The organism is Bradyrhizobium sp. 956_D2_N1_4 (assembly GCF_052076025.1).
Classification (GTDB): domain Bacteria; phylum Pseudomonadota; class Alphaproteobacteria; order Rhizobiales; family Xanthobacteraceae; genus Bradyrhizobium; species Bradyrhizobium barranii.
Map to the genome: position 1 here is coordinate 1,034,243 of NZ_CP197237.1, position 16,343 is coordinate 1,050,585.

General features: G+C 64.0%; 18 protein-coding genes. 10 read left to right on the plus strand and 8 right to left on the minus strand.

What is annotated here, in order from left to right:
- Positions 1-8 precede the first annotated feature (8 nt).
- Positions 9-833, plus strand: coding sequence for an NAD-dependent epimerase/dehydratase family protein (locus AB7535_RS04865; RefSeq protein ID WP_085404418.1), 825 nt, complete (start codon positions 9-11; stop codon positions 831-833).
- Between the two features lie 70 nt (positions 834-903).
- On the opposite strand, the gene AB7535_RS04870 is transcribed toward AB7535_RS04865, so the two are convergent.
- Positions 904-1,734, minus strand: a complete 831-nt coding sequence (locus tag AB7535_RS04870) for a potassium channel family protein (RefSeq protein WP_193560925.1) — start codon at positions 1,732-1,734, stop codon at positions 904-906.
- Positions 1,735-1,763: 29 nt separating this feature from the next.
- Positions 1,764-2,669: a transglutaminase family protein gene (locus AB7535_RS04875; protein WP_085404417.1), complete on the minus strand. Its 906-nt coding sequence runs from the start codon at positions 2,667-2,669 to the stop codon at positions 1,764-1,766.
- Between the two features lie 192 nt (positions 2,670-2,861).
- Between AB7535_RS04875 and AB7535_RS04880 the strand changes: the two genes are divergently transcribed.
- The 3 genes from AB7535_RS04880 to AB7535_RS04890 all read left to right on the plus strand — a co-directional run bounded on the left by AB7535_RS04880 (position 2,862) and on the right by AB7535_RS04890 (position 3,935).
- Positions 2,862-3,125 carry a GlsB/YeaQ/YmgE family stress response membrane protein gene (locus tag AB7535_RS04880; protein WP_028146794.1) on the plus strand — a complete coding sequence of 88 codons (264 nt, stop codon included), beginning with the start codon at positions 2,862-2,864 and terminating at the stop codon, positions 3,123-3,125.
- 24 nt (positions 3,126-3,149) lie between these two features.
- Positions 3,150-3,575 (plus strand): hypothetical protein, encoded by a 426-nt coding sequence (locus tag AB7535_RS04885; protein WP_085404551.1) that lies wholly within the window; start codon positions 3,150-3,152, stop codon positions 3,573-3,575.
- Between the two features lie 105 nt (positions 3,576-3,680).
- Positions 3,681-3,935, plus strand: coding sequence for a hypothetical protein (locus AB7535_RS04890; RefSeq protein WP_135216299.1), 255 nt, complete (start codon positions 3,681-3,683; stop codon positions 3,933-3,935).
- Positions 3,936-4,002: 67 nt separating this feature from the next.
- Here the strand turns inward: AB7535_RS04890 and AB7535_RS04895 are convergent, their stop codons facing one another.
- A complete protein-coding gene (locus tag AB7535_RS04895; protein ID WP_085404415.1) occupies positions 4,003-4,902 on the minus strand; it encodes a hypothetical protein in 900 nt (299 codons plus the stop codon).
- Positions 4,903-4,934: 32 nt separating this feature from the next.
- Entirely contained in the window at positions 4,935-5,615 is a 681-nt protein-coding gene (locus AB7535_RS04900; RefSeq protein WP_085404414.1) for a GntR family transcriptional regulator, read from the minus strand.
- A gap of 174 nt (positions 5,616-5,789) precedes the next feature.
- On the opposite strand from AB7535_RS04900, the gene AB7535_RS04905 reads away from it, so the two are divergent.
- The 4 genes from AB7535_RS04905 to AB7535_RS04920 all read left to right on the plus strand — a co-directional run bounded on the left by AB7535_RS04905 (position 5,790) and on the right by AB7535_RS04920 (position 10,634).
- Positions 5,790-7,508, plus strand: coding sequence for an IlvD/Edd family dehydratase (locus tag AB7535_RS04905; RefSeq protein WP_085404550.1), 1,719 nt, complete (start codon positions 5,790-5,792; stop codon positions 7,506-7,508).
- Between the two features lie 61 nt (positions 7,509-7,569).
- Positions 7,570-8,565 (plus strand): TRAP transporter substrate-binding protein, encoded by a 996-nt coding sequence (locus AB7535_RS04910; RefSeq protein ID WP_063984777.1) that lies wholly within the window; start codon positions 7,570-7,572, stop codon positions 8,563-8,565.
- Between the two features lie 153 nt (positions 8,566-8,718).
- Positions 8,719-9,297 (plus strand): TRAP transporter small permease, encoded by a 579-nt coding sequence (locus AB7535_RS04915; protein ID WP_085404413.1) that lies wholly within the window; start codon positions 8,719-8,721, stop codon positions 9,295-9,297.
- Entirely contained in the window at positions 9,294-10,634 is a 1,341-nt protein-coding gene (locus AB7535_RS04920; RefSeq protein WP_085404412.1) for a TRAP transporter large permease, read from the plus strand. The genes AB7535_RS04915 and AB7535_RS04920 overlap by 4 nt, the downstream gene beginning before the upstream one ends.
- A gap of 4 nt (positions 10,635-10,638) precedes the next feature.
- On the opposite strand, the gene AB7535_RS04925 is transcribed toward AB7535_RS04920, so the two are convergent.
- Positions 10,639-11,208 (minus strand): histidine phosphatase family protein, encoded by a 570-nt coding sequence (locus AB7535_RS04925; protein WP_085404411.1) that lies wholly within the window; start codon positions 11,206-11,208, stop codon positions 10,639-10,641.
- Positions 11,205-11,999 (minus strand): enoyl-CoA hydratase/isomerase family protein, encoded by a 795-nt coding sequence (locus AB7535_RS04930; RefSeq protein WP_085404549.1) that lies wholly within the window; start codon positions 11,997-11,999, stop codon positions 11,205-11,207. The genes AB7535_RS04925 and AB7535_RS04930 overlap by 4 nt, the downstream gene beginning before the upstream one ends.
- A gap of 227 nt (positions 12,000-12,226) precedes the next feature.
- On the opposite strand from AB7535_RS04930, the gene AB7535_RS04935 reads away from it, so the two are divergent.
- Positions 12,227-13,447: an NAD(P)/FAD-dependent oxidoreductase gene (locus AB7535_RS04935; protein WP_085404410.1), complete on the plus strand. Its 1,221-nt coding sequence runs from the start codon at positions 12,227-12,229 to the stop codon at positions 13,445-13,447.
- Here the strand turns inward: AB7535_RS04935 and AB7535_RS04940 are convergent, their stop codons facing one another.
- Positions 13,448-14,362, minus strand: a complete 915-nt coding sequence (locus AB7535_RS04940) for a ribokinase (protein WP_135216297.1) — start codon at positions 14,360-14,362, stop codon at positions 13,448-13,450.
- Positions 14,363-14,381: 19 nt separating this feature from the next.
- A complete protein-coding gene (locus AB7535_RS04945) occupies positions 14,382-15,275 on the minus strand; it encodes a sugar kinase (RefSeq protein ID WP_014496984.1) in 894 nt (297 codons plus the stop codon).
- A gap of 209 nt (positions 15,276-15,484) precedes the next feature.
- Here AB7535_RS04945 and AB7535_RS04950 point away from each other — a divergent pair, with 209 nt between their 5' ends.
- A complete protein-coding gene (locus AB7535_RS04950; RefSeq protein ID WP_135216305.1) occupies positions 15,485-16,333 on the plus strand; it encodes a VOC family protein in 849 nt (282 codons plus the stop codon).
- Positions 16,334-16,343: the final 10 nt, after the last annotated feature.

Genomic DNA, 16,343 nt, shown 5'->3' on the forward strand with positions numbered 1-16,343 from the left:
GGGAAGACATGCCGCGTATTTTGATGACGGGAGCTTCGGGCGGAATCGGCACGAGCCTGCGAAAGCTGCTGCCGCCGATCTATCCGGATCTCCTGCTCTCCGACATCAAGCCGCCCGCCGATCTCGGCGCGAACGAACAATTCAAAGCGGCGGATCTCGCCGATCTCGCGCAGTGCGAGGCGATCTGCGATGGCGTCGACGGCATCATCCATTTCGGCGGCTATTCGGTCGAAGGCACCTGGGACCAAATCCTCCAGGCCAACATCATCGGCGGCTACAATTTGTTCGAGGCCGCGTACCGCAAGGGCGTCAAGCGCGTGGTGTTCGCCTCGTCCAACCACGCGGTCGGCTTCTACCCCCGCCATCACAAGATCGGGACCGACGTCACCCCGCGCCCCGACGGGCGTTATGGCGTCAGCAAGGTGTTCGGCGAGGCCGTCGGTGCGCTCTACGCCGACAAGCACGGCCTGAAGGTGACCTGCCTGCGCATCGGCAATTTCGGCGACATGCCGCTCGACCAGCGCCGGCTCTCGATCTGGCTGAAACCCGACGACCTCGTGCAGCTCTGCCGCATCGGGCTCGAACATCCCGACATCCATTTCGAGGTCTTCTACGGCGCCTCCCTCAACGAGCGCGCCTGGTGGGACAACCACCGCGCCTACGAATTCGGCTATCGCCCGACGGGGCGCGCCGAGGATTTCCGCGAGCACGCGATGGCCGAGCAGACCAAGCTGAAGCCGGATCCGGTCGGCGACCACTACCAGGGCGGCGCGTTCTGCAGCAACGAGTTCGACGGCGACACGAGCCGGATCATTGATTGGAATAAGCGCTGAAATGCCATACCCCCTCTCCACAGTTATGAGGTGAGGGGGCCTCTCCGCGGCACTCGTGCCGGCATGCAGCCTAGTCCATGCCTTCATCGGGAATGTTCAAGACGGTGCCACACGCTTTGCAATGCACCGCGTCGACATCGTGGCGCTGCAGGGCGCAAACCGGACAGGGGAAGCGTACCTTGGAGGGCGCGAGCAGTGCCTTGGCGAGATTCAGGAAAAGGGTCACGCCAAAGATCATGATGACGACGGTGATCAGGCGGCCGACGGTCCCTGGCAAGGTGATGTCGCCGAAGCCGGTCGTGGTCAGTGCGGTGACCGTGAAGTAGAGCGCGTCGGCATAGTTGGCGATCTGATGATTGTGAGACTTCTGCGTCTCGTAGACGATCCCGGTCATCACGAAAATGAACACGCCGAGGTTCACGACGGCAAAGACGACTTCCTCGTTTCGCCGGAAGAAGGGGCTGTCGACCCGGAGCCGCGCCACCATCTGGTAGTCGCGCAGCAGCCGCAATGTTCGAAATGCGCGCAGGAAGCCGCCGGCCTCTCCGGCGAGCGGCGCAAGGAACGAGATGATGACGACGATGTCAGTCCAGGTCGAAAGTCGCGCCAGGTCATGCAGCGGTTGACGGCTGATGATCATCCGTGCGGCGAAATCCGCAAGGATCAGCACGCCGAACACGACATCGAGCGACTCGATGGCCCTGTTGCGAGGCAGGAACGAGGTCGCGATGATGAACAGAACCGTGACGATGTCCAGCGCGAGCAGGGCGTATCGGAATTTTATGCAGCCGAACGTGTCGCCTTCGTAAAGTTGCCGGATCCTGCCCTTCAGGGCCTCGAATGGGACGGCGACGGCGTCGAGCGGCCCATGTCCCTTCGTACTGTTGCGATAAAATGCCATGGTCAGCGACCGCCGCGCATCTCGGTAGCCTATGCTTCCGAAGGATCGAGCATTTCGCCGATCTTGTTGACGGCGACATTGATCGACATGCCCAGGTAATCGCCGGGTTCGCCGAACCACGAGCCAGTCAGCGGCACGGCCTGGCCCGGATGCCGCGCAATGGCCACCGGAATGAGGTCGAAGCCAGCGCTCAAACTGTTGGTTGGATCGTAATCCAGCCAGCCGGCGCCGGGCAGGAATACCTGCACCCATGCGTGGGTCGCGCCGGAGCCGGTCATGCCCACGGCGCCGCCATCGAGCGCCGCATCATAGAGATAACCGCTGACGAAGCGCGCGGCAAAGCCGAGCCGGCGCAACGTCTCGATCATCAGCCAGGCGAAGTCCCGGCAGGTGCCCGATTTCGTGCGCAGCGTTTCGCCGGGTGACTGTGTGCCTTCGGCATCTCTGCCGCAATAGCTGAAGTCGCTGCGAAACTTGCCGAGCATTCGGCGCAGCACGTCGGCGGTCCGATCCTGATCGCCGGCAACGAAGCTCTTGGTCCACGCCGCATGGCTGCCGTCTGCATCGTCGGCATGCGGGCGCAGGTAACCGGCAAGGTCGGTCCATTCGTCCGGGGTGTACTGCACGGGGACCTCCTCGGCCCGGAGGTCCAGCGGAAATGTCTCCAGACCCTTGATGCCAAAATAGACGCCACGAACCCTGAACGTGAATGTCAGCTCGCTGCCGGGTTCGCTGAAGTCCATCACCGTGACGGCATTGGAGCGGGAGTCGGTTACCCAATGCACCTTTGATGGCAGGCTGGTAGCAGCGGACCAGCGAAGCAGCCGGGTCGAGGCGCCGCGCCGCGGCAGGAACATCGCCCGGTGCGTGCCGAACCTCACCGGCTTTGCATAGCGGTAGGTCGTGGTGTGCGTGATCTCGCCTATGATCGCCATGCATCGATCCGCTTCGCATTGCGGGGCTCGTTGAGCACCTTCCGCACAAGAAAGAGCAGGGACCAGCTTTCGGCTCGGCCGCTGCTGCCCATTGATCTAGATCAACGTCGTTCCCGGGATCGTCTGGCCCATCAAGCGATCACGCATTCCTTCAGACGTTGATGTGCAAACCGACCGAATGGAGCGATGGACATGGGTATCCTTTGGACGATCATCATTGGATTTATCGTCGGCGTGGTCGCGAAATTCATCATGCCCGGCGACAAATCCGAGCCCACGGGGTTCATCCTGACGACGGTTTTGGGGATCGTCGGTGCGTTCGTCGCGACGTGGCTCGGTCAGGCCGTGGGATGGTATAAGTTCGGGGAGGGCGCCGGCTTCATCGGCAGCGTGGTCGGCGCCATCATTCTCCTCTTCCTGTACGGGCTTGTTATGGGTCGTCAGGGCCGCGCCTGATCGACCCGAATGATCTTGCTGCGCATGAAAATCAAATTGTCAGTCGTCGCGATGCTCGCGACGATCGTACCGGGAGTCATGTCAGGATCGGCGCGAGCCGCAGCCCTCAGCGATGCCGAGGCGACGTTCCTTGACCAGCTCGTCACCGCATCGGTGGTGCTGGAGCAGCGATGCGACGGTTACGAGGTCGACGGCGCCGGCGGCGTTCAACTCGGCGCCCGGCTTCTCGGCAGCCCTGAGGCGGCGATGGCCATGATCGACGCCTATGCTGCAGCCATCAAGGCCCGCGACGGCGAGACCTACGATCCCGGTAAATTCCGCCCCGAGGTGCGTGAGGCGGCCGGCAAAACGTTCAGGCGCGTCCGGACGGACTTGATCAAGAACCCGACAAGGGGCTGCGCTGACTACGGCGATGCCAGCGTGGACCGCGGTTTGCTGAGGCGGTACTGAACGCGAACAAGCTCTGATTGAGAAGGACCTGTCACTCGCGTCATGCTATCGTCTGTTCCGGGACGTGCATTGCCGTCCCAGGCAACAAGAACAGGGAGGATGGCTATGAAGACGTTAGCGATGTCAGCGTTGATCCTTGCTACCTTGTCGATCGCGCCGGTGAGCGCCGCACCGATCGGTCCCGCGGCTCACCTGAACCCAAACCAAGGTCCGGGATGCTCGCTCTCCGGCGGCGCGGTTGCGAATTGCAAGAACGTCCTCAACTTCAAGTCCTACTACGAGTGCCGCAGTAACCGCATGGAGCGAGGCTGGACGGGCGTTGAGAGCGGCTACTACTGCCGGGCTCTCGACCTCAAATAAGAGCGCGGGTCAGTTCAGAATTTTGGGAGGCCGCCTGCGTTGGCGGCCTCTTCTATCGCGATGAGTGTCAGGCACGCATCCCGATCGCCGGACGAAATGGCGGGCCGTCCCAGGGCTGCGGTGCGGCGGCATAGCGGTCGAAGCGCATTGTGTGGCTGGCGAGCCCCTGGCTCAACACGCGCAGGCTGTTCGCATAGCCGAACATCGCTATGAGCGGTACCGTCGCATCGATCGCGACCGTGTCATCGTCGACGACCCTGGAGTGGGCGGTCCCACGCCGTGATGTCAGGTCGTCAACGATCGATTGTGCGAACGGCGTCGGTGTCACCACTTCGACCTTCATGATCGGCTCAAGCAAGACCGATTCTGCCGTTTGCAGCGCCCTGCGGAACGCGGCATTAGCCGCGATCTCGAAGGCGAGCGGTGAAGAATCGACGTCGTGATACTTGCCGTCGATCAGCTGGACCCTGACGTTCACCACCGGAAAGCCCGCAATCACGCCGCAGGCCAGTACGCTTTCGAGCCCTTTCTCGATCCCGGGCATATATTTGTTCGGTAGCGCATCCACACCAGTCTTGCGTTCAAGCTGGTATCCCGTGCCAGGCTCATTCGGCTCGATGGCAAGCTTGACGGCGGCAAACTCCCCCTTGGGCCCGTAGATCTTTTTGTGAGTGTATTCCGCCTCCGCACGTTTGGTCGGATGCTCGAGAAATGCCACCTGCAGGGCACCAATATTGACGGCTATTCCAGAGGTCCGGTTGAGGGCGTCGATCGCGCTCTCGATGCGGGTTTCGCTCGTTCCCTTCAGGATGATCTGAGCAGAGTCTTGATCGACCGACACGGCGAGCGCTCCGTCCTTGGCGGTGAGCTTCAAGAGCGCAGCAACGAGCTTCTCATGATCGGCCCTGGACTTCGCTTCGATGGCGACGTCAACAAGCAGGGGTGGCGTGCTCACATCATGCGGCATTGTAAGACCTGTAGCGTTGCCTTGGTCTAGCGTCAGCTCTCCTCACCCGCAATCCTCGCCAGATAATCCGACTTGCTGAACTGCATGTGATCCACACACAGCTGCGCCAACGCCCAGCTGTCGCGGCCCTTCAACAGCTCGATCATCAGCTCGTGTTGGCGCCGCGATTGCGCAAGTCCCTCGCGGTCGGCGAGGTTCTTGGCGCGCATCGGCAGCGTCAGGCTCATGTAGTCCTGGAGCGACCGCACCAGATAGGGATTGCCGCAGGCCGAGAACAGCGCGAGGTGAAAGGCGTCGTTGGCCTCGTGGATGCCGCGCAGATCCTGCACATCGGCCTTCGCGCAATATTGCCGTTGCAGTGCGGTCAGCTCGTCGATCAGGCCTTGCGGTGCGGGCAGGGGGATCATCAGCGCGGCCTGCCGGGTCAGCATCTCGCGGACCTCGTAGATCTGCCGGACTTCCTCGGCCGAGTAGAACCGCACGGTGGCGCCGACGTTCTTCTCGCGGCGGACGATGCCGCGGCGCTCGGCATCGACCAAGGCCTGCCGCACGAAGTGCCGGGAGGTGCCGTAGCGCGACATCAGCGCGTCTTCGGTGAGGCGCGCGCCCGGCGGCAGGCGGCCGAAGATGATGTCCTCTTCCAGCCGCGCGACGACATCGTCCGGATCGTCGCGCCGGACCGGCATGGCGTCTGCGGTGCGGATGTCGGACATGCCCTCAGCCTCCGGCTCATGCCGGTCCGCCTTGTGGAGCAGGGAGAACCCGGATTGTCAATAATTTGTGTCGGAAGGCGGTGTCTGGGGCAGAAAGCGCGACGATCTGGCCCAATCTTATTGACAATCAGGGGGCAGGCTGTAGCACAATGGCAAGCGAGAAGGAGCGGTATGATGACGAGTGGTTTGCGCAAGGGTCTGACGAGCTATGGCGATGCCGGCTTCTCGCTGTTCCTGCGCAAGGCGTTCATCAAGGCCATGGGCTATTCCGACGACGCGCTGGAGCGCCCGATCGTCGGCATCACCAACACCTATAGCGACTACAATCCCTGCCACGGCAACGTCCCCCAGATCATCGAGGCCGCCAAGCGCGGCGTGATGCTGTCGGGCGCGATGCCGTTCGTGTTTCCGACCATTTCGATCGCCGAGAGCTTTGCGCATCCGACCTCGATGTATCTGCGCAATCTGATGGCGATGGACACCGAGGAGATGATCCGGGCCCAGCCGATGGATTCGGTGATCGTGATCGGCGGCTGCGACAAGACCCTTCCTGCGCAGGTTATGGCCGCGATCAGTGCTGATTTGCCGACCGTCGTCATTCCCGTCGGTCCCATGGTGGTCGGCCATCACAAGGGCGAGGTGCTCGGTGCCTGCACCGATTGCCGCCGTCTCTGGGGCAAGTATCGCGCCGGCGAAATGGATGATGCCGAGATCGAGGAGGTCAATGGCCGCCTCGCGCCGTCGGTCGGCACCTGCATGGTGATGGGCACGGCCTCGACCATGGCCTGCATGATCGAAGCCATGGGTCTGTCGCTGCCGATGAGCGCGACGATTCCCGCGCCGCATGCCGAACGCTTTCGCCTTGCCGAAGCGAGCGGCAGGGTTGCCGCCGAGATGGCCAAGACCAAGGGGCCGAAGCCGAGCGAATTGCTGACGCCGGCGTCTTTCAAGAATGCGCAGGTCGTGCTCCAGGCGATCGGCGGCTCGACCAACGGCCTGATCCATTTGACGGCGATGGCGCACCGCTCGCCCCACCGCCTCGATCTCGAGGTGTTCGACCGGATTGGCCGCGAAGTGCCGGTGCTGGTCGACCTCAAGCCGTCGGGCGAACACTACATGGAGCATTTCCACCACGCCGGTGGCGTGCCGAAATTGCTGGCGCAGCTCGGCGATCTCGTCGATCTCGACGCGAAGACCATCAGCGGCCAGACGCTGCGCGATGTCGTCGCGAATGCGGAGGACGTGCCTGGCCAGGATGCGATCCGTCCGCGCGACAATCCAATCAAGAAGGAAGGGGGCCTTGCCGTCCTGCACGGCAATCTCGCCCCGCGCGGTGCCGTCATCAAGCAGTCGGCCGCGAGCCCCAAGCTGTTGCAGCACACCGGGCGCGCGGTGGTGTTCGAATCCGTCGAGGACATGACCTTGCGGGTCGACCATCCCGATCTCGACGTGAACTCCGACGACGTGCTGGTGCTGCGCAATGCCGGCCCCAAGGGCGCGCCGGGCATGCCGGAGGCGGGTTATCTGCCGATCCCGAAGAAGCTCGCGCGCGGCGGCACCAAGGATATGGTGCGCATTTCGGATGCGCGCATGAGCGGCACCGCGTTCGGCACCATCGTGCTTCACATCACGCCGGAATCCGCCGTCGGCGGACCGCTCGCGCTGGTGAAGAACGGCGACATGATCCGGCTGGATGTTGCCAAGCGCAGCATCGAGCTGCTGGTCGATGCCGCCGAGCTGGAGCGTCGGCGCACCGCATTGAAGCCGGCGGCAGCACCCGATGAGGCGCGGCGCGGCTACGCCTGGCTGTTCAACGAGACCATCATGCAGGCCGACGAGGGCTGCGACTTCGATTTCATGCAGAGGACTGGGAAGCAGACTGAGAAGGGGTGACGAACCACCCGAACGAGCGCTCAGACCGCACAAGCGGCGGGCGATAAAACAGGGGGAAACGATGATTGCACGATCCATGCGTGGGTTGGTGGCCATGGCCGCCGTACTTTTCGTCACCGGGGCCGGGGCACAGGAGGTGAAGCATTATCGCTTTGCCTACGATCAGCCGCGCAACACCGGCTATTCCATCGCGGGCGACCTCTTTGCCGACAAGCTCAAGGAATTGAGCAAGGGCACCATGATCATCGACCAGTATCCGGGCGCGCAGCTCGGGCAGGAGCCGCAGGTGCTCCAGCTCGTGAAGGCCGGCGACATCGAATTCGCCATCATCTCCTCGGCCAACACCGCGACGATTTCGCCGCAGGCCGGCGTGATGTCGCTGCACTTCCTGTTCCGCGACGAGAACCACGTGGTCAAGGGGCTGGCCGATCCCCGCGTGTTCGAAGCGCTCAAGACCATGATCGACGAGACCACGCAGGGCCTGCACGTGATTGCGACCGGTTCGCAAGGTGTGCGCCACATGTACTCCAAGAAGGAGATCCACAATGTCGGCGACATCAAGGGGCTGAAGATCCGCGTCCAGGCGACCGCGACCGAGGACATGATGTTCCCGGCCTACGGCGCCCAGACCGTGCACATGCCGTTCGGCAGCGTCTACACCAGCTTGCAAACCGGCGTCGTCGACGTCGCCGAGAACAGCATCAATGTCTACCTCGTCAACAAGCACTACGAGGTCGCCCCGGTCCTCAACATCACCGAGCACGAGGCCAACAACGCGCTGGTGTTCGTCTCCGACAAGCTCTGGCAGAGCCTATCGGCGGAGCAGAAGGGGTGGGTGCAGGCGGCGGCCAACGAGGTCAGCACGAAAGAGCCGCAGAAGGCGTTCGACCTCGAGCGCACCGCGGCCGACAAGCTGAAGAAGATGGGCGTGAAGATCGTCGACAACGTCGACAAGAAGAGCTTCACGGTGATCGCCGACCCCTATCTCGACAAGCTCGCCAAGGAGCTCGGCCCGCATGCCGAGAAGATCAAGAATTTGATCCGGTCGGTGAACTAGTTACAGCAAAGTCGTCATGCCCGGGCAGAAGCGCGAAGCGCGCCTTCGCGCCAAATGTCCCGGGCATCCACGTTCTTCCTTCGAGCCCGCACCAAGTGCGTGGATGACCGGGACAAGCCCGGCCATGACGGAAAGCTGCAGCCGGGAGCAACAATGTCCATCGCCGACAAACTGCTGGTGCAACGGCAACGCCACCTGAAATGGCGCTGGCTCGACTGGCTCGAGCTTGCGCTGATGGTCCTCTGCGGCGTGCTCTGCTTCGGCTTCTCGCTGTCGGTCACCGCCGACATCGTCACACGCACCATCGGCCACCCCTGGCTGTGGCTCCAGGAAGTCACCTCGACGCTGTTCATCTATGCGATCTTCGTCGGGACCGCGGTCGCGACCCGGCGCAACGATCACCTCTATCTCACCGCGATCTCCGAAGCGATGCACGGCACGGCGCGGCTGATCGTCGAAGTGATCATTCGTCTCGTCGTGCTCGGCGTCGCCTTCTGCCTGATCTGGTACGGCTATCAGAACTATCTTCGCGGCTTCGGCAGCTTTCGCTTGCCGTCGGGCACTCCGATCGCCTCGCTCTATGCGATCATCCCGCTGTCCGGCGTGCTGATCGGCCTGTTCACCATCGAGCAGCTCGTCAACGGCTTGCGCAACGGCTTTGACCATCACGAGCCGCCCGAAGAGGACGGAGCGCCCGTCATCACGGACGTGCAGATGAGGGCGCAGCCGTGAGCGCACCCGTTGTCCTGGCGTTGATGTCGATCTGCTTCCTGTCGTTCGGCTATCTCGGCGTGCCCGTGCCGTTCTCGCTGATGGCCGGCGTGTTCATTGGTGCGCTCCTCTCCGATGTCTCGCTGGCCGCGATCATCCAGAAGATATTTGACGGCGTGGACTCCGAGGCGTTGCTGGCAATCCCGTTCTTCCTGCTGGTCGGCGAGCTCATGAGCTCGGCCAACGTGGTGGTACGAATAGCCAACCTGTCAGTATCGCTGGTCGGACACATCAGGGGCGGGCTGTCGCAGGTCGTCGTTGTCTTCAGCATGTTCTTCTCGGAAATGTCGGGCTCGACCACTGCCGACGTCGCCGTGATGAGCCGTGCGCTGGGCGGCCCGATGAAACGCGAGGGCTACGAGCCCGCCTTCATTGCGGCGATCATCGCGTCCGCTTCGACCATCGCTGCACTGGTGCCGCCGAGCATTACGGCGGTGGTCTATGGCGCGGTCGGCAACGTCTCGATCGCCGGCCTGTTCATGGCGGGGGTGGTGCCCGGGCTGATGATCGGCTTCGGGTTGATGATCTATTGCTACTTCTTCGGCCCTTCCGGCCTGCGCAAGCCGCGCGCGCCGCTGCGGCAGGTGGTGTTCGCCGCGGGTGACGCCGCCCTGCCGCTGATGATCCCTGTCATTTTGCTCGGCGGCATCCTCACCGGCTGGTTCACGCCGACGGAAGCCGGCGTCGTTGCGGTGGTCTGGATTGTCGTCGTCGTGATCCCCGCGCTGAACCGCGGGCATATCAAAAAGATCCCATATGATTTCTGCCTTGCAGGCTTGATCTTCTCGCTGCCGCTGATCACGATCGGCGCTGCCAATGCCTTCGGCTGGATGCTCGCTTACTTACGCGGTGCGAGTTACATCGCCGACATGATCACCTCGATTGCCGGCAACGATCCGCATCTGATCATGCTGCTGATGGTGCTGCTCTTCACTGTGGTCGGTGACTTCATCGAGCCGGTGCCGACCATCATCATCTTCATGCCGCTGGTCAACGCGCTGACCGAGGCCGGCGACATCAACGCCGTGCACATGGGCGTGGTGCTGATCGCCACGCTCGCCTTTGGCCTGATCACGCCGCCATACGGCCTGGTGCTGCTGATGGCCTCGAAATTCGTCGGCATCAGTTTTGCCAAGGCCTTACGCGCCGCCTTGCCGATCTATGTGGTGTTCCTGGCCACGATCGCGTTCGCGATCTATTTCCCGAGCGTGGTGCTGTGGCTGCCGCAGAAAGTGCTGCCGGAATCGGTCGGCTGCTTCAAGTCGCTGGCGGGGACAGGCTACATCTGTCCTAAGTGACGAGCTACTCGACGCGCCATTGCCCGCCTTCACGGAGGTAGCGAAACGGCGTGCCGTGGCTGTTCTTGAAATAGCTGCCGCACAGTGACTTCGCAATTCCCTGCATCACCGCGTCGTGGCAGACGAACAGGAAATCGTCGTCAGGATGACGGTCGAGCCATGCGGAGACGCAAGCCAGCGACCGTTCCGTCATGGCGTCCCAGTTTTCGCCGTCGGCGGGGAGGATCGAGACGAGGCCCGTCGCCGAGTTGACGCCGTGCTTGATCATGAGGTCGCGGACGGGGAGGCCCTCAAAGCTTCCGAAATCGAACTCGATGATGCCGTCATCGATCGAGAGCGGCACCGAGATGGCGTCTGCGATGATCTCGGCCGTTCGTGCCGCGCGCACCAGCGGGCTCGCGACGATTCGGCTGATGCCGATCCCGCGCAACATGTCCGCGGCCTCGTGCGCCTGCGCAAGGCCGTCCGCGTTCAGCGGGTTGTCGGTTCGTCCCTGAAACAGCCCCTGCCTATTCCAGTCGGTCGCGCCGTGGCGCAGGCCGCAGAACGAGCGCGCCGGTGCCGGCACGCTCACTTGCCCTTGCTCGTGAATTTCTTCACGGCGGCGCGGAAATCCTCCGTATTCATCGCCATGATGATCTTGTGCTCCTCGGCATCGAGCTGCTGCTTCACCGGCGTGGTCGCGGCCTGGTAGACCAGCGACTTGGTGCCGGCGATCGCCGCCGGCGGATTCTGCGCCAGGCGCTCGGCGAGTTTTCGCGTGGCCGCCTTCAACTCCGCGGCGGGGACGACCTTCGCAACCAGGCCCCATTCATAGGCCTGCTGCGCGGTAAAATTGTCCTCCGACAGGAAGATCTGGAGCGCACGTCTCGATCCGACCGTACCGACGATCCCGACCGTCGAGCCGCCGTCCGGCGATACCCCGATCTTGGCATAGGCCGGCGTGAACTTGGCATCCTCCGCGGCGATGCAGAGATCGGTGACGAAGGCGAGGCCCATGCCGGCGCCGGCCGCCGAGCCGTGCACGCTGGACAGCGAGATCTTTGGCATGCGCCGGATGATCTCGATGAAGGCGTGATAATGCTTCAGCAGCTCGCCAACGACCGGCGTGACCGTGCCGGTTTCGGCCGCAGCGCCGATCGTCTGCAGATCGCCGCCGGCCGAGAAGGCGCGGCCTTCTCCTTCGAGCACGACGACCCTGATGTCGTCGGCGCCTTCGAGATAGGCCGCGAGCTGTTCGAGCTTCTGCGCGATTGCAAGGTTGACCGAGTTGAACGCGGCGGGGCGGTTGAGCGTGATGGTTGCGATCGGGCCGTCGATCCGCAGCAGGGCGGGATCGTCGGGTTTGGAGACGGGAGCTGGCATCTGGAATATCCCCGGCATGAGGTCGTTGCTGCAACTAAATCGCAGAAGGTCGGGGGTGACAATCCCCGCATGCCGCTCTTGCGCAGGACGGAATGATGGGCTCAAATGGGCCGCCTTCGTTTAGGAACGGACACGAGCGCCGGCTCCTCCTGGGCAAGCCAAGCCAATATCAGCGAGAGAGGAGACGACATGGGTGACGCTCGTGTCTCCGGAAATGGGCTGTTCCAATGACGGGTGGTCCGGTGATCATTGTCGGAGCCGGCCATGGCGGCTACCAGGTCGCGGCATCCCTGCGCCAGGCGGGCTTTTCCGACCGCGTCTGCCTGATCAACGACGAGGCGCATCTGCCCTATCAGCGGCCGCCGCTGTCCAAGGCCTATATCAAGGGCTCGGCCGGGCCGGAGAGCCTGATGTTCCGGCCGGAGAAATTCTACCAGGATCAGAAGATCGAGCTGATCGCAGGCCGCGCAGTGTCGATCGATCGCGCCGGCCACAAGGTGCATCTCGCATCCGGCGAGACGCTGCCTTACGGCCACCTCGTGCTGGCCACGGGCGCGCGCAACCGGCTGCTTGATTTGCCGAATGCGAATTTGCCCGACGTGAAATACTTACGCATCCTCGACGACAGCGAGGCGCTGCGGAAGATCATGCCGTCGAAGAAGCGCGCGGTGATCATCGGCGCCGGCTTCATCGGCCTGGAATTCGCGGCCACCGCGCGGATCAAGGGGCTCGAGGTCGACGTGCTCGAACTCGCCCCGCGCGTGATGGCGCGCGCGGTGACGGCGGAGGTCTCGGAGTATTTTCAGGCGCGGCATCGCGAGGCCGGCATCCGCATTCACCTCGGTGTGCAGGCAACCTCGATCGAGGCTGAGGGCGGCAAGGTCACCGGCGTTTCCTTGAGCGATGGAAGGCATCTGCCGGCCGACCTCGTCGTGGTCGGTGTCGGCGTGCTGCCGAACATCGAGCTTGCGGCGGAGGCGGGGCTTGCCGTCGCCGCCGGCATCATCGTCGACGAATATCTCTCGACGTCCGATCCTGGCATCTCCGCGATCGGCGACTGCGCGCTGTTCGCCAGTCCGCGCTTCGGCGGATCGCAGCGGCTGGAATCGGTGCAGAACGCCACCGATCACGCCCGCTGCCTCGCGGCGCGGCTGACCGGCGACCGCAAGGCCTACGACAGTCATCCCTGGTTCTGGAGCGACCAGGGCGACGACAAGCTCCAGATGGCGGGGCTGACCACCGGCTACGACCGCGTCGTGCTGCGTGGCGATCCCGAGAAGAAAGCGTTCTCGGCGTTCTGCTACAAGGGCGACAGACTGCTCGGCATCGAGTCGGTCAACCGTGCCGGCGACCACATGTTCGGCCGACGCCTGTTCGGACTGGAGCGCTCGATCACGCCGGAGCAGGCCGCGGACGAAGGCTTCGACCTGAAGAGCGCGCTGGCCTGATCAGCTGGCCTTGACGACCGCGGCGACTTCCGCGGCCGTCGGCATCGACGGCCCGGCGCCCATCCGCTGCACGCTGATCGAGGCGGCCGCGTTGGCGAAGGCGAGCGCGGCACGCAAGGACACGCCCTTCGCCAGCTGCGCCGCGAGCGCGCCGACGAAGCAATCGCCGGCGCCGGTGGTGTCGACCGCTTTCACCACGCGGCCGGGCACCGCGAATTCCTCGCGGCCGGCGAGCGCGAGCACGCCCCGCTTGCCGAGCGTCACGCAGATGATCTGGTCCTCGCGTGCCTGAAGTTGTCGCGCGACGTCGATGATTGTTGCGGCCTCGTCGCCGTCGGAGAGCTCCACGCCTGCGAGGAAGCCGAGCTCGGTCTCGTTCAGCACGAGGATGTCGACGAGCGCCAGCAGCTCGGCGGACATCTTTTGCGCCGGTGCCGGGTTGAGCAGCGTCGTGGCGCCGGCGCTACGGGCGCGCTGGAAGAAGGCGGCAATCGTCGGCAGCGGAATCTCGAACTGGCTGACGGCCACATCGCCCTTCGCCAGCGGAACGTTCGCGACATCGTCGGCGCTGACCAGCGCATTACTGCCGGGGATGACGACGATGGTGTTGTCGGAGGCCGCCACCGTGATGATCGCGGTGCCGCTATGCGTGTCGGCGTCCCGAACAGAGCCGAGCTCGATGCCCTGCGCACCGAGGAACATCCGCAACTCAGCGCCAAATGAATCCTTGCCAAGCCGGCCGATCAGCGTGGTCTTCACGCCGAGTCGCGACGCCGCGACGGCCTGGTTTGCACCTTTGCCGCCAGGAAAATACAGCACCTGCCGGCCGGCGACGGTCTCGCCGACTTTGGGGTGGCGATCGGCGGTCGCCACCACATCCATGTTGATGCTGCCGGCGATAAAGACGCGCCCCATGATATGCCCTTACAAAACCCTAGACCCTGACTTCGAACTCGTGCCTGACTTTGGCGATGTCCACAAGGGTCGGCAGCCCGGCCTCGTTGCCGAGGCGCTGGATCTTGAAGGTCGAGGCGGCGCGGGCAAAATCAAAATGCTCGCGCCAGCTTTTGCCGGGATGGGCGAGGTAGGAATAGACATAGGCGCCGTGGAAGACGTCGCCGGCGCCGTTGGTGTCGATCACGCGCTCGCGCGGGATCGGCATCGCCGGCATGACCTCGACCGCACCCGTTTCATTGTACCAGAGCAGACCCTTCTCACCCATGGTGACGCCGCCGATCTTGCAGCCGCGGCTCTTGAGGTAGTCGAGCATCTTCTCGGGCGTCAGGTCCATCTGCTCGCATAGGCGTTCGGCGACGATGGCGACGTCGATGAATGCGAGCAGCTCATGCGTGTTGGTGCGCAGGCCGCCGCCGTCGAGCGAGGTCAGGATGCCGGCCTCGCGGCAGACTTTTGCATAGTGGATCGCGGCATCGGGCTGATGGCCGTCGATGTGCAGGGCGCGGCAGCCGCCGAGATTGAGCATGGGGAACGGATGGATGTGCTCGTCGTCGCGGCAGCGGACGATGGCGCGCTTGCCGTCCTTGGGCATGATGAAGGACAGCGAGGACTGGTTCACCTTCCGCCCGTGCAGCGAGATCGCGTATTTCGCGCACATGTCCTGGAACATCCGCCCCAGCCAGTCATTGGCCGCCGTGGCGATGAGATCGGGCACGATGCCGAGCTTGGCGCAGCAGAACGCCGCCGTGACCGCGTTGCCGCCGAAGGAGACCGCGTAGTCGGTTGCCACGTGCTTTTCGTCGCCGGTCGGCATGTGGTCGGTGATGAAGACGACGTCGATATAGGTCTGACCGATAAAGAGAGCCTGCATTGGTTGTCCGTGATGCGCTGGGTGGTCCCGGCCGGCGGGCTTACTCTAACACCGGTTCCGCTCTGGGGACGCTGAAATTATTCGCAAATCTGCCGCCCGAGCGCTTGAGGTCGGCATGGGGCCGGAATACGACCATCACCGGTCCATGCCAAGCCCGGACAAACGCCGTCCTTCGGAATATGGTTCCAGGTCGATCAAAGGGGGGAATGATGATCACCGGCCTCGATCACATCGTTGCCCTGGTGAGCGATATCGGTGCGGCCAAGGCGGCGTATCAGACGCTGCTCGGGCGCGCGCCGGCCTGGCAGAATTCCGGCGAGGGCGCCGATCGCGTGCTGTTCACGCTTGCGAACGTGACGATCGAGCTGATGGCGCCGAGCGGCTTTAACGTTGCGGCGGACCGGATCCGCGCGCTGCTCGACGACCGCGAGGGCGTGCTCGCCAGCCTGTGCTTTCGTGTCGCAGACATGGGCAAGATGCACCGGCGGCTGGAGCGGGTGGCCTTGAGGCCTGATCCGGTCGCCGAGGTCGAAAGCAGCGACGTCGCGAGCGGCGCAGTCCTGCACTGGAAACGCACGCGTGCCGCGACCGAATTGACGCGCGGCGTGCGCATGTTCTTCCTCGAGCTCGCCGAGGAGCGGCCGCTGTCGACTGCGACCGACATCGCGCCGATCGATGGGCTCGACCACGTCGTGGTCACCACCGAGGATTCCGACCGCGCCGCTGCGCTCTATGGCGCGCGGCTCGGCCTTGATCTCGCACTGGACCGCTCGCACCAGGATTGGGGCCAGCTGATGTTCTTCCGCTGCGGCGACCTCATCGTCGAAGTGGTGCGCCGCCCCGTGGCGGGCGGGGATTCCGTGCATGACCGTCTCTGGGGCCTGAGCTGGCGGGTCGCCGACATCGACGCCACGCGCGCCCGCCTGCTCGCCGCCGGCCTCGACGTCACCGAGGTGCGCAACGGCCGCAAGCCGGGCACGCGGATCATGACGGTGCGGAATGGGACCTGCGGGATCCAGACGGTGCTGCTGGAGCGCTCGCCGAAGCCGGCGGATTGAGGGGGCGGCC

Excerpts from the sequence above, each read along its gene's own strand:
- AB7535_RS04865 (WP_085404418.1), top strand. The coding sequence starts at position 9 with ATGCCGCGTATTTTGATGACGGGAGCTTCGGGCGGAATCGGCACGAGC.
- AB7535_RS04870 (WP_193560925.1), bottom strand. The coding sequence starts at position 1,734 with ATGGCATTTTATCGCAACAGTACGAAGGGACATGGGCCGCTCGACGCC.
- AB7535_RS04875 (WP_085404417.1), bottom strand. The coding sequence starts at position 2,669 with ATGGCGATCATAGGCGAGATCACGCACACCACGACCTACCGCTATGCA.
- AB7535_RS04880 (WP_028146794.1), top strand. The coding sequence starts at position 2,862 with ATGGGTATCCTTTGGACGATCATCATTGGATTTATCGTCGGCGTGGTC.
- AB7535_RS04885 (WP_085404551.1), top strand. The coding sequence starts at position 3,150 with ATGAAAATCAAATTGTCAGTCGTCGCGATGCTCGCGACGATCGTACCG.
- AB7535_RS04890 (WP_135216299.1), top strand. The coding sequence starts at position 3,681 with ATGAAGACGTTAGCGATGTCAGCGTTGATCCTTGCTACCTTGTCGATC.
- AB7535_RS04895 (WP_085404415.1), bottom strand. The coding sequence starts at position 4,902 with ATGCCGCATGATGTGAGCACGCCACCCCTGCTTGTTGACGTCGCCATC.
- AB7535_RS04900 (WP_085404414.1), bottom strand. The coding sequence starts at position 5,615 with ATGTCCGACATCCGCACCGCAGACGCCATGCCGGTCCGGCGCGACGAT.
- AB7535_RS04905 (WP_085404550.1), top strand. The coding sequence starts at position 5,790 with ATGACGAGTGGTTTGCGCAAGGGTCTGACGAGCTATGGCGATGCCGGC.
- AB7535_RS04910 (WP_063984777.1), top strand. The coding sequence starts at position 7,570 with ATGATTGCACGATCCATGCGTGGGTTGGTGGCCATGGCCGCCGTACTT.
- AB7535_RS04915 (WP_085404413.1), top strand. The coding sequence starts at position 8,719 with ATGTCCATCGCCGACAAACTGCTGGTGCAACGGCAACGCCACCTGAAA.
- AB7535_RS04930 (WP_085404549.1), bottom strand. The coding sequence starts at position 11,999 with ATGCCAGCTCCCGTCTCCAAACCCGACGATCCCGCCCTGCTGCGGATC.
- AB7535_RS04935 (WP_085404410.1), top strand. The coding sequence starts at position 12,227 with ATGACGGGTGGTCCGGTGATCATTGTCGGAGCCGGCCATGGCGGCTAC.
- AB7535_RS04940 (WP_135216297.1), bottom strand. The coding sequence starts at position 14,362 with ATGGGGCGCGTCTTTATCGCCGGCAGCATCAACATGGATGTGGTGGCG.
- AB7535_RS04945 (WP_014496984.1), bottom strand. The coding sequence starts at position 15,275 with ATGCAGGCTCTCTTTATCGGTCAGACCTATATCGACGTCGTCTTCATC.
- AB7535_RS04950 (WP_135216305.1), top strand. The coding sequence starts at position 15,485 with ATGATCACCGGCCTCGATCACATCGTTGCCCTGGTGAGCGATATCGGT.